Consider the following 12,351-nt stretch of genomic DNA (forward strand, 5'->3'; position numbering starts at 1 on the left):
CTTAATTTAGGTGTCGCTCATGAGTATTTCAACACAATTTATCGCTACCAAGAATAGCCAAATTTTAGATAAAGACGCTAGCTTGCGACCTTTGGCAGTGAATAGTAATAAAGAGTTGATGAAGGCGAAGACCTTAGAGTTAAGTGAGCAAATTGGAGAATTTCAAAACATCCTTTATGCACAACAAAAGCATAAGCTGTTGATTGTGCTACAAGGCATGGACACTTCGGGAAAAGACGGCACGGTGCGCGTAGTGTTTGGTCGCACCAATCCTGCAGGTGTGCGCAGCATTAGTTTTAAAGCGCCAAGTGCAATTGAGCGGGCACATGATTTCTTATGGCGAATCCATCAGCAAGTTCCAGCTGCCGGTGAGTTAGCGATTTTTAATCGTAGTCACTATGAAGATGTGTTAATCACCAAAGTCCATGGCGATATCGACGAGGCAGAAGTACAGCGTCGGTATGCGCACATCAATGCATTCGAGCGCATGTTGAGCGAGACCGGTACCACCATCTTGAAATTCTTTTTGCATATCTCCAAGGATGAACAAAAACAACGACTACAAGAACGTTTGAGTGATCCGAATAAGCATTGGAAATTTAACGGACAAGACTTAACCGAGCGCGCATCTTGGAGCGCATACCAAGAAGCCTATCAAAGTGTGATTCGGGCGACGCATCAACAGCACGCACCTTGGTTCATTATTCCGGCAAACTCAAAAACACAAAGAAATCTAATCATTGCGGGCATTGTTGCTGAAAAATTAGCCGCTATGGATTTGAACTACCCCAGCCCACAAGCTGACTATTTCAAAATTAAAATCGAGTAGTAAAAACGGCTGTTGTGCACTCAGCTTGGACGATCAAATTTGTTGCTTTCACCTATTTATCCACAAAAACAAACATAATATTTATCTCAAGAAATTAATTGAGAGAAAATAAAATCATAAAATTTCTTTTAAATTCAAGTGCTTATAATACCTAATTAAATTGAATCCTGCATTGGTGCTGCAAAGCACTAAATTATTCAAAAATTGCCCACAAAGTTATCCACAGCTAAGGTGGCAGTAATTATGCGGAAGTAATTAGCTCACATTTGCTTCTTTAACACCAGCAAGACATTGCAATAAAATCTCTATAGTTTCCTCTTTGGAAGCATTTCATGCAGGGTCGACTGTTCGTAATGAAAACATGCATCCAAGTAGGATTGATAAAAAGTAGCAGCCACGCCTCACTATCAACTTCAGCCTCAGGGTTTTTACCAATATTGGAACTTGCCACGCACTACTTAGTCGAAGCCGTATGAAAATAATAAGAGGAGATACTTCGGCACCTTGTCTCTATTTCTCTTTTTCATACCCTCCACAACAACAATAAAGGCAAGAGCATGCAAGAACAATTCAACAAAAATATGAAACCAGGGCGAGTTAGCGTGCTCGCATTTTGTATCTTGATTGGACTTAGTCCGATTAGTTCCGCACAAGATGCGACATCGAAAAAGATTGTCGAAATCGGTACGCAAGATCCCCAAGTAATGACTTGGTTAGATATTCTGACTAATCGTTTTGGTGGACGCATGACGGGTAGTGATAACTACAGTCATGCCGCACGTTGGACCAAAAATCAAATGCAGCAATGGGGAATTGAAGCGGAGTTAGAAGAAGCAGGGCAACAAAGTGTCGGCTTTAACCGTGGACCTTGGTTTGGCAAAATCCTTACCCCCGTTGAAAAGCCTTTGCGTTTTGGCACACCAAGTTATACCGCTGGAACCAAAGGTGTGCAGCGTGGACCCGCGGTCTTAGGTCCGGCGACTGTGGCAGAAGCGCAAGCGCGCATGGCAGAATTTAAAGGTGCTTGGGTCTTGATTGCTGGAGAAAGTCGCGGCATGGGACGTGATGGTCGAAAAGAATATAAACCTGACGCGATCACCTTAAAACTAATCGAAGCCGGTGCGCTTGGTACTTTGCAAGCGGGTAAAGAACCGCTGTCCTTGCTCGATGCAAAACCAACTACTTGGGAAACATTACCAAGCTTACCTGACATCAAGCTCAACGCAACGCAATACTATGAAATCCAAGAGCAAATAAAAAAGGGCGAAAAGCCAGAACTAGAATTTGATATTCGCAATTGGTTCTTCCCTGGTCCAGTAGCTTTTCATAATGTAGTCGCGCGAATTAAGGGGACAGAGAAACCCGATGAATACGTTGTCATAGGCGCACATTTAGATAGTTTTGATAGCGCAACTGGCGCTGTTGATGATGGCTCAGGTATGTCGCCGACAATCGAAGCAATGCGTTTATTGGCAAAAGCGGGTGCTAAACCAAAGCGTAGTATTGTGATGTTAGCGTCGGCAGGTGAGGAGCTAGGGATTTTAGGTGCAGCCGCCTTTACCGAGAAACACGCAAAAAGTATGGATAAGATGGTGATGATGCTCAATCGCGATGGTGCACCAGGCGCTATATCAGGCATCACTGTGCCTAGTGCTTGGAAAGCACCATTTGAACGTGTCGCCAAAAGTTTGCAAGGACAATCTGGTGAATTTGGTTTTGAACTAAAAACCAGTGATTATCCACGCATACGTGCAGAAGCTTTGTCTGGCACCGATGCCTCGGCATTTTCTATGAAAGGTGTGCCGACGCCATCGGCATCGAACAAAACAGATTTCGTCTACGGTCGTACTTGGCATACCTTATTGGATACCTATAACGAGGTCGTGCCTTATGCCAAAGCGCAGCAACACTCGGCAATCGCTATTGCATTAATGGCCTATGAAGTGGCAAATGCGCCAGAAACCTTGAGCCGCGATGGTTATTACTTGCCGTCTGGTCTGTACGTCGAGCTAGTCACAAATCAAGGTAATGTTTTAGTCGAGTTGCAAGCAGAACTAGCTCCCGCCAATGTAGCGCGTTTGGTTGCTCAGCTCGAAACAAACTTTAAACCGCCTGCATTTAACCCCGGTGCAGCCCGTCCAAGCACGCCACCTGCACCGATTGGGCAAGCAAACATCGTTAATGGCAAATGGGAGTTTCGTTTGCATGGTAAATGGCCAGAAACCGTATTGAATGAGATGGCGAAAAAAGCTGTTAACTTACAGGGTCATGTGGTCGCAATCAATGCGCAAGGTCATTTATTGATAGGCACGGCAGATAGTCAATTCACAAGTGAATTCAATGTAATCGGTAGACTCACTGCCGGACAAGAGACTTTGAACAAAATAGATAGCAATACTGAGTTCAGACAAATTCGCGTAATACGCGTTGGTGCAGAAGCAAAAGCTTTTCTAGGAGAAGGGCAACAAAAGAAATAAGTCATTTTGCGCAGCAAGGTTTTGAGAAGAATCCGTCTTAGCAATATGGCGGATTTTTTTATGCCGTTACTTTGCCATTCGCGCCAAATTCACAGTCCCTAAGGCACAAAAATAGCTGATCGGTCGCATCTTTCTCGATTCCCTCTTATCAAGCAAGGATGATGCGGTCTCACGTTGTTGGTCATTGAAAGATCCGCAGCGAAGTTCGGATAGATTTCTATTTTTTTGAGGGATATTTTTATGCGTTATTTGGCATTTGTTGACGGCGTTACTCGGGGTGCGTTGCGCCTTCTTATTAGCTTTTCCTTAGTCTTCTCAAGTTTGATTATCGCGGGTTGCGGTAGCAGTGGTCATGTCGATGATCGAGGCAACGAAGTCGTGATTGATGGACACAAGCTTGACAGTATCATTAATAAATCTGGGCGTTATAACGTCTATCTCACAGGTACTAGCAATAACATTGTCATCGCAGAGAAAAATCAAGTTGGTCGCATACGTGTGACAGGCGTCAACAATGACCTCAGCATACGCAATAGCGCAATGGTCGAGCAAATTGATTTAGAAGGCGAGGGGAATACGCTGTATATACCGAAAGGTTTTGTGTCACGCATTTCGAGGAGTGGGGTAGGAAATAAAATTATTGAGAAATGACATGCTGAAGGTTTACCATGAATGTTCGGATGTTGTTGCGCCTTGCGCTATTATTCGCTTTCTTGTTTAGTTCACTTGCTTCTCTTGTTGGTGGACTTGATGGCGTTAGGATCTAGGCTAAATTGACTTGATTGATTTTAGTGATCAGCAATTTTTCCTAAGATCTCGCACGTAAAAAATAGGGAAACGACATTGCGATACTTGCGCTTATTACTGGCATTTCTGGCTTGCCTCTGCCTAATGTTGGCAATCATCGGCATTTTTGTTCCCGGATTGCCAACCGTGCCATTCCTCTTATTGGCTGCTTGGTTGTCTGCAAAAAGTTCACCGCGCTTGCATCAATGGCTACATCGTCACGCAGTGTTCGGCAAAATGTTGCGCGACTGGGAGGCCAATAAAAGCGTTTCCCGAAAGAGCAAAATCATTGCTATATTGATGCTCATAGTGAGTTATACATTGATGTTATTGCGCGTGAATAATCTCTGGGTTCTGGGCGCTGCCGCATTACTTTTCTTGGCCGTCGCGGTATTTTTAATCAGTCGACCAGAACCGAGTTAAATTTCGTCTCTTTTGCAGTCTATTCATCGAAAAATGCAGTTCGTCGGTTTTGCGCTGACGCCACTACCCACAGCGATTACGATTCAATTTCTTTAATATCTGGCATGACATTAGCTAAACAGATGTAGTTATGCCGAACGTCGCATGAAAGTCTATCTTTTTCATGTTCATACGAGAGGAAAAAGAAATGAATCATCTACAAAAAATGTTGTTTGTAATGGCAGTTAGTAGCATTACACCGAGTTTGGTACTTGCGGCAACACCTATTGAGTCCACAAACTCAGCATTAGCGTCCAAGTCTAGCGAAACAGAAAGTCTAGAACGCTCTCTCAATCCCAAGCTGATCGAACAATTCTCACCTGGCTTAGCAGTAGCGGTAGTCTCGAATGGCAAAGTGATTTTTTCTAAGGGATTTGGTACAACCCAGATTGGTGGTAGCGTTGCAGTGACACCAGATACGCCGTTTTATATTGCCTCCAGTACCAAAGCTTTTACCGCCCACATCAGCTCTGATCTGGCACGTACCCATCCGCATTTAATGACAACGCCGGTGCAAAAATTGATGCCGACTTTGCGTTTTCATCCTAGCGTGAATGCAGAACAAGTGACGCTCGAGCGCCTGTTGAATCATACACATGGTATTAGTGGGGATGGTCCGGTGACTTATCGAACTGCTTTTACGGGTGAGTTTCAATCGACCTCGGAGTTATTGGCGTTCTTGTCGCATCATCCTGCCTCTGCTGCTGGAAATAACTTTGAATATTCCAATCTCGGTCCGGTGCTTGCTGGCTATATTCTCGAACATCTCACCGGAAAAGCGTGGCAAGATTTGGTCGATGCATCGATTTTTCGCCCTTTGAATATGCGTAATAGCGCAAATCGTTTGACGCAACTAGATCCGCAAAAAATCGCGCAAGGACATGAATTCTTTGGCGATGCGTTTATGGTGAGTAAGGCGAAAAAAGTTGATAAAAACATGCACGCCGCTGGCGGCACTTACAGCAGTGCAAATGATTTAGCTGCTTGGTTGGGCGCCCATTTGCAACAAGGCCAATGGCAAGGAAAAGCGATTTTCCCGCCAGAATTGGTGGCAGATGCTTGGAAACAAACCGCTACGCAAAATCGTACCGTCGCTGGTATGAAACGCGTGGGTTGGTCACTCGGTTGGGATATCGCTGAATACAAAGGACAAAAAGTCTATTTGCGCCCAGGTGGTTTCACTGGTTATAGCGCGCACATGTCGATGATGCCGGAGCGCGGTTTTGGCGTTGTGGTTTTGAGTAATGGCGGGACGCTCTCCAGCATGATGAATCAACATATTGTTGATGTGATCTACGCTAGTTTGCTGAATGAACCTGAACATGAGGCAAAACGGCTAGAAGCGGAGACTAAGCTTCAAAGCAACTACACAAAGATGCTGCAAGCACAGCTCGCCGAGAAGCAAAAACGCGCAGCGCGACAATTGCCATTACCACAGCCTATGAGCACTTATTCAGGAATTTTTGAGAATGAACTGGGAAGTTTACAGTGCCAAATTAGAGACAATCAACTGATACTCAAGATGGGTATTGCTGAAGCAGATACCGAAGTCTATAAAGCCGATGAACACGCATTTAGAACCGAGTTGCTAGGGCGAGGACAGATTCTGACTTACGTGATGAAAGAAGGTAAGGTGGTCGGATTGAATTTAGGCGAGAAGTTTTTTGCTAAGAAAAACTGAAAATTCTCATTGTGCTTGTCGAGAAACTTTTCTTCGAGCACAATGTTTCGTGAACCATATCCAACCGTTTCAACTAGATCAGCTAAACGAAAAGGAGAATCAAAGTGATGAAGCATATCTTGGTTTTTACCGCACTAATAAATTGCGCTGCTTATGCTGCGGCACAGGCACCGACCGCTGCACAATGCCCGTTTGAGCCCGAGTATTTGTCTAAACATTTCGGGCATCCTTTTAAAGCGGGCGTGCCAGAGCGCGGAATATTGGGAAAGGCATGTGTGTATAGTTCAGACGGGCCAAAAATTTGGATTGATGCGGGTGCAAATCCAGCCCCGTCGGTTGAGATGTACCGAAAAATGAGTAATCCACCGGGTACGACATTTACCGCAGTGAATAATGACCCTGATAAAGCGGTTCATATCAATGCCAAAGCTGATGCTCCCTCATTTGCCTCGATCAGTTATTTGCGCAAGGGCATCTTAGTAAATATTACCGTCACTGGCGTAGATGATAAATCGGCGATTGCATCTTGGAATAGCAAACTGGTGCAATTGAAACGCATTCCATGAGACGAGATTTAGCGTCTACTTGGTGTCACAGCGTGACTTATTATTTGATGATCTTACCGACGATCAGTGTCACGTTTATGGCATCTACTTGTAGGAGGCTCTGGTGAGCAATCCGCAGCGCATAGCAAGCTACTGGGATTTGCTTGAGCCTATTTGGGATCAGATCGATATTTACACCAATCCCGAAACTTTTTTGGCGCAATTTGCCCAATTGCCGCAAGCAGTTGGCGATTTATATGCCGCTCATTGGCTAGTATCCGAAGTAGTGAATGGTGCGTTTCCGCAGTTTTTCTCTAACTCAACAGGCGTGCTGGCACCAGAAGCGCTTATTGCTTTCCGAAGAATTGGTTTAACAGATGCTGCCGATATCACCGAAGCTTGTATGACATTTTTTGGTGACTCATATCCACGCGATCGCGCTGTGCGGGCAACGATGATTGATTGGGTTTGGGCAGAAACCTTATCAGAAGACGATGAATATAATCTCGACATCTTGCTCGACTTATCTAGTCAATTCTTGGATGCGATTGGTAAGGATCAGAATGTATTCAATCTTGCTGCGGATGAATATGCAAACCGTTATCGTGCTAGCTTGAAATAATTTGGCGGCTTCAATTTGTTATGAGAAACTCGATCTTTTAGTCGAATGTGCAAATCGATTATCATCACTCGCATGTTCAAGATCAGGAGTAAGGATGCAAGTTCAAAAAATCGCTGCTTTTTCTGACGGTGAGGTTGGGGGAAATCCTGCAGGTGTATGTATCACCGAACAATTTCCAAGCGATAGCGAGATGCAGAAAATCGCGGCTGCAGTTGGATTTTCTGAAACCGTATTTGCGGTACCCATCGGTGCAGATTGGCGTGTTCGCTACTTTTCTCCAGAATCCGAAATACCATTCTGTGGTCATGCGACGATCGCGCTCGGGGCTGCATTGGCATTGCAACAAGGTAATGGCGTGTTTTCTCTACAGTTGAATCAAGCAGTGATTACGGTCGAGGGCAAATCAGAACCGGGACGAATTTCTGCCGCACTACAATCGCCACCAACGCGTAGCATGGTCGCTTCGCCGCAATTAGTTGCTGAAGCATTAGCGATGTTTGGATATCACGAAACGGATCTCGATCCACGGATTCCACCAGCGCGCATTCATGGTGGCGCAGATCATTTGGTATTGGCGTTGAAGTCGCGATCTGCATTGAGTGCGATGCATTATGATCTGGCGGCAGGTCGTGTTTGGATGAATCGCGAAGCTTTAGTGACGATTTTATTTGTGTTTGCGGAGAGCAATCAGTTGTTCCACACGCGCAATGCGTTTGCTTCTGGAGGGGTGTTAGAAGACCCCGCAACTGGCGCTGCTAGCGCAGCATTTGCCGGTTATTTGCGTGACTTAGCTTGGCCCCATGCTGGTCATATCGATCTTGTGCAAGGTGAGGACATGGGCATGCGTTCTTGTATTGCCGCTGATTTTAGTGCTGAACTTGGTAGTTCAATTCGTGTTTCTGGTCGAGCCCGACTGATCGTTAATTGAATAAGCGTCTCTATAAAATTTTATCCGCACTGAATAATTGTTGCGACCAAGGTTTTTTCGTAAATCTTGATAATGTGCAAATTGCAAAAAATGACTTACCATAGCCGCCTGCGCGAACTGGTGTCATTCGTCGCCAATTGCTCGCGGATTTTTTCTACTATTCATCTCGCATTTTCAATTCCGCTTCTATGACAGATAAATTGAATCAAGATAAGTTACCCACGCCCGTCGCCGCCATCGCAAGCGCTGCGAAAGAAACCGCAAAATTGATGGCTGCTGATGGTGAACTCAGAAAAGGCTATGGCATCGTTAGTGGCGTATGGGCATTAGGATTAGCGATTTTGTGCCTGCTCGGTGTGTTGGCATTTCATTTTCCGCAGTATTTGACGACGCCTGAATTACGGCGTCAGTATTCCCCTGATTTGATTCGTCATTTGATGTTCGCCGCCTTGGTGTTATCTGGATCGATTAGCTTGGTGAATTTGATTTTGAACCGTGCTCGCAGCATTAATGCTGTCGCGGGTTTGCTGGTATTAATTAGTGTCTTACTAGGCGGATCACACGTGCCAGTTGACGATTTTCCAGATCACACGCCGTATATCGGCTTGGATTGGTTTATCTTAGATTTGCTAGGTTCGACCTTGATTTTTGTCGGCTTAGAAAAGCTTTTCCCTTTATATCGTGGTCAACCGATTTTTAGAAAAGAGTGGCAAACCGATTTGGTGCATTTTGCGGTCAATCACTTCATCATTGGCCTGGCCTTATTGACGGTCAACTTCTTGATACACAAGATTTTTGGTTGGATTGCGATTCCTGCGCTGCAAGAATTAGTACAGGCTATTCCTTTTGTACTGCAACTGATTCTGTGTATTTTTGTTGCTGATCTGGCGCAGTATTGGACGCATCGCGCTTATCATGAAGTACCATTTTTATGGCGATTCCATGCGGTGCATCACAGCACCAAGACGATGGATTGGTTAGCGGGGTCACGTATGCATATTTTGGAATTGATCGTCACGCGCGTTTTGGTTTTAGGTAGTTTGTATGTGCTTGGTTTTGAAAAAACCGTGATGGATGTCTATATCATCGTCGTTGGATTCCAGGCAGTCTTTAATCATGCCAATGTGCATCTTCCTTGGGGGCCGCTCAAATATGTGATCGTGACGCCAGATTTTCATCATTGGCATCATTCCTCCGACGAGATCGCTATCGATAAAAACTATGCGGCGCATTTCTCGTTTATTGATTATTTGTTTGGAAGCGCGATTAAAGGACAAACTGGCTTCCCCAAAAACTATGGTGTATTTGGTGATTACATGCCGGATGGATTTACTGCACAACAGCGTTTTCCTTTCCATGTTGATCCATATCGCGCAGGCACCGCGGCACGTCTACGTTCACAACGTCGCAAACGCGATGCTGGTAAAGCGGGTGCGCGTGCTACCGACCAAGAATAAAATCCTTTGTATGTGAAAGCAAGATGATTGCCATGCAAACCAATCCCATGCTGCAGCAACTCAACTTTTTGCGTGAGATTGATCGCCTAAAATCGGTGATACGGCAATCCCCTTTGTTAGACCAAAGCCGCAAAGAAAATAGCGCTGAACACTCTTGGCATTTAGCGATGTATGCTTTGCTGCTACATGATCACGCGCATAGTCCCGTCAATCTAATGCGCGTCATCAAGATGCTGTTGATTCACGACATTGTTGAAGTGGATGTCGGTGACACGCCGATTCATAGCGGTGCTTCGCCGCAAGATCAAGCGCTACAAGAGCAACAAGCCGCTAAACGTTTGTTTGGTTTATTACCCGTAGCGCAAGGCGCCGAGCTACATGATTTATGGTGTGAATTCGAAGCTGCCAGCACCGACGATGCCAAGTTTGCGAAAGCGCTAGATCGCGTGCAACCTTTGCTAATCAATGTCGCCACCAATGGCGGTACTTGGGCTGAAAATAATGTTAATTTAGAGATGGTGCTACAACGCTATGGCCCGATAATTGAACGCGGATCACCCGCTTTGTGGGCGCATTGTGAACAAGCAGCGCGCGCGCATTTCGCAGCAAAGGCGTGAAGGAGTTAGGAATCATGGATAAATTTCAGGCAGAACAAGCGGCGGATGCTTTAATTTCTTCTGCTTCGCAAGAGCGAGAAGATCAACGCAGTCAGAGAAGTGTAGCGGCATTCGCACAGCATGAAAAACGCAAGATCGCTTGGGCTGGATTGGCTGGCTTTGCGATCGGTGCAATCACCGCACATTATCTACAAGTGCCAATCGTGCGCGGTGGCTTTTGGGGAACGATGTTGCTTAGTTTGCCAACTACCGTTTGGGTGCTGATAAGCATTCAAAAGCACCGCAAAGACAGTGCAGAAACTGCGGCTTCCGCCGCACAAAAGACCGATTTCGAATAATGAAGCAATTGATTTTTACAAAGGGCTCGGGCAAGCACGATCAGATGGACGTGGTGTTGGACGGCGTTTCGGTAGAAACGATTAATTGTCCAAAACAAGACATCATTCCGCATGACATGGTGCATTACGGTGTCGAAAGCATCTTGCACAAACGTGGTTTTGTGAATCGCATTTTGCATGGCGAAGCTGCCTCGTTTCAAATGCAAGCCGACGCCGAGAGTGACGGCGTAGAACGCTTGGTGGAAGTGTTTCAGGCAGACGGCTGGTCTGGTTGGATTAGCCAAGCAGCGGATATGCTGGCGCTGTATCAAGTGACTTGCCATGCACGGCAATGTACGCCTTTAGCATTAGATGAAAATGATATTGAAGCCGTCCGCAACAAATTATTGGAACTCAGCGCACAATGGCAGGCGGTGTCGATTGGCGATAGTTTGAAACTAGATTTTGTGTAATTCGAATTCACGAGGATGAGCAATGCACGATCGTCAAACTAATCAAAAACGCACTAGCTCACTTGTACTACTATTGTGCCCGCTGCCATTTTTGCTCGGCTGTTTGATGATGGTTGCTGCCTTTTGGCAGAATGACGCCGATTACGTTTTCGGAAGACTAAAGACAGTTGATGCTATCTTGATCGATGTAGGGCCAGCACATCCATCATCAGGTAGACCACGCTTTTTCCCCACTTTTCGTCTATCTGATGGACAGGTTTTAAAGTTAGAAAATGCGATGGTCGCAGATGAGATTCCACCCGCTAATCAAACTGTGCAATTGCGTTGTAGCCTACGCAAATCAGGTCACTGCAAGACGCCAGCAAGCCCAGATATCGATCCCGTTTTCTATGCGATTGCGGCTTTGTGGATGGCTTTAACGTTGGTGATTACAGTTGCGATGTGGCGAACTTTGTATTATCGCTTGCTTGTCCGTGCAAGCTGAATAGTCAAAGCAAGCCCACTAAACGAGCAAATCGAACAAAACAAACCGAATAAAACAAATCGCGCAAAACCAGAGGAGAGAGCGATGGAACACAAAGTATCCGACATTGGCCAAATCGCCATCACAGTCAGCGATGTTTCGCAGGCCTTAGTGTTTTACCGTGACGTGCTTGGTCTGGAATTTTTATTCAGCCCCGCACCAACCTTAGCATTTCTGCGCGCAGGCTCGGTGCGAATTATGCTCAGCACACCACAAGGCGCAGGCCCTGTTGGCGCTAATTCCGTGTTGTATTTTAAAGTGAACCAGATAGAAAACGTCTTCAACGCAATCGTCCAGCGCGGCGCTCAAGTAGAACGCCCACCGCAATTAGCTGCACAAATGCCCGATCACGCGCTATGGATAGGATTTGTGCGTGATCCTGATGGAAATTTAGTTGGGGTGATGGAAGAGAAACGGTGAGTGTTTGAGTGTTGGGTATCATCAATTTATATTCTGTTTAGTCGTAACAATAAAACTGAACAGAAAGTAGGAGTTTTTTGTTGATGTGGAGTGGGGCTATTTGAAGTGTTCGTGTAATTACTACCGTACGAATTAACTGTACTTCTGACCGAATGTTTAAATCGAGCCTTTACTGAGCATTACTAAACTAAGCTAAGCCTGATGCGGACTTTCA

14 protein-coding genes are annotated in these 12,351 nt (G+C 45.5%); all 14 read left to right on the forward strand.

The features are described from left to right. Nucleotides 1-19 precede the first annotated feature (19 nt). On the forward strand, nucleotides 20-829 hold the full coding sequence (locus IE103_RS07380) for a PPK2 family polyphosphate kinase (protein ID WP_189345397.1): 810 nt from the start codon (nucleotides 20-22) through the stop codon (nucleotides 827-829). 557 nt (nucleotides 830-1,386) lie between these two features. Further along, nucleotides 1,387-3,306, forward strand: a complete 1,920-nt coding sequence (locus tag IE103_RS07385) for a M28 family peptidase (protein ID WP_189345398.1) — start codon at nucleotides 1,387-1,389, stop codon at nucleotides 3,304-3,306. A 240-nt stretch (nucleotides 3,307-3,546) separates the two neighbouring features. Further along, on the forward strand, nucleotides 3,547-3,957 hold the full coding sequence (locus IE103_RS07390) for a hypothetical protein (protein WP_189345399.1): 411 nt from the start codon (nucleotides 3,547-3,549) through the stop codon (nucleotides 3,955-3,957). A gap of 192 nt (nucleotides 3,958-4,149) precedes the next feature. Then, on the forward strand, nucleotides 4,150-4,515 hold the full coding sequence (locus IE103_RS07395; RefSeq protein WP_229827163.1) for a YbaN family protein: 366 nt from the start codon (nucleotides 4,150-4,152) through the stop codon (nucleotides 4,513-4,515). A gap of 187 nt (nucleotides 4,516-4,702) precedes the next feature. Then, nucleotides 4,703-6,235 carry a serine hydrolase domain-containing protein gene (locus tag IE103_RS07400; RefSeq protein WP_189345400.1) on the forward strand — a complete coding sequence of 511 codons (1,533 nt, stop codon included), beginning with the start codon at nucleotides 4,703-4,705 and terminating at the stop codon, nucleotides 6,233-6,235. 104 nt (nucleotides 6,236-6,339) lie between these two features. Continuing rightward, nucleotides 6,340-6,801 (forward strand): hypothetical protein, encoded by a 462-nt coding sequence (locus IE103_RS07405; RefSeq protein ID WP_189345401.1) that lies wholly within the window; start codon nucleotides 6,340-6,342, stop codon nucleotides 6,799-6,801. 103 nt (nucleotides 6,802-6,904) lie between these two features. Then, nucleotides 6,905-7,402: a DMP19 family protein gene (locus tag IE103_RS07410; protein ID WP_189345402.1), complete on the forward strand. Its 498-nt coding sequence runs from the start codon at nucleotides 6,905-6,907 to the stop codon at nucleotides 7,400-7,402. Between the two features lie 94 nt (nucleotides 7,403-7,496). Beyond that, on the forward strand, nucleotides 7,497-8,330 hold the full coding sequence (locus IE103_RS07415) for a PhzF family phenazine biosynthesis protein (RefSeq protein ID WP_189345403.1): 834 nt from the start codon (nucleotides 7,497-7,499) through the stop codon (nucleotides 8,328-8,330). A 188-nt stretch (nucleotides 8,331-8,518) separates the two neighbouring features. After that, nucleotides 8,519-9,787 (forward strand): sterol desaturase family protein, encoded by a 1,269-nt coding sequence (locus IE103_RS07420; protein ID WP_189345404.1) that lies wholly within the window; start codon nucleotides 8,519-8,521, stop codon nucleotides 9,785-9,787. 32 nt (nucleotides 9,788-9,819) lie between these two features. Next, nucleotides 9,820-10,404, forward strand: coding sequence for an HD domain-containing protein (locus IE103_RS07425; protein WP_189345405.1), 585 nt, complete (start codon nucleotides 9,820-9,822; stop codon nucleotides 10,402-10,404). Between the two features lie 14 nt (nucleotides 10,405-10,418). Further along, entirely contained in the window at nucleotides 10,419-10,742 is a 324-nt protein-coding gene (locus IE103_RS07430) for a hypothetical protein (RefSeq protein WP_189345406.1), read from the forward strand. Beyond that, nucleotides 10,742-11,194: a hypothetical protein gene (locus IE103_RS07435; RefSeq protein WP_189345407.1), complete on the forward strand. Its 453-nt coding sequence runs from the start codon at nucleotides 10,742-10,744 to the stop codon at nucleotides 11,192-11,194. The genes IE103_RS07430 and IE103_RS07435 overlap by 1 nt, the downstream gene beginning before the upstream one ends. A gap of 22 nt (nucleotides 11,195-11,216) precedes the next feature. After that, a complete protein-coding gene (locus tag IE103_RS07440; protein ID WP_189345408.1) occupies nucleotides 11,217-11,678 on the forward strand; it encodes a hypothetical protein in 462 nt (153 codons plus the stop codon). A gap of 84 nt (nucleotides 11,679-11,762) precedes the next feature. Beyond that, nucleotides 11,763-12,137: a VOC family protein gene (locus IE103_RS07445; protein WP_189345409.1), complete on the forward strand. Its 375-nt coding sequence runs from the start codon at nucleotides 11,763-11,765 to the stop codon at nucleotides 12,135-12,137. Nucleotides 12,138-12,351: the final 214 nt, after the last annotated feature.

Origin of the sequence: Affinundibacterium macrobrachii (assembly GCF_014652415.1) — a bacterium.
In the GTDB taxonomy this organism is placed as follows: domain Bacteria; phylum Pseudomonadota; class Gammaproteobacteria; order Burkholderiales; family Burkholderiaceae_D; genus Undibacterium; species Undibacterium macrobrachii.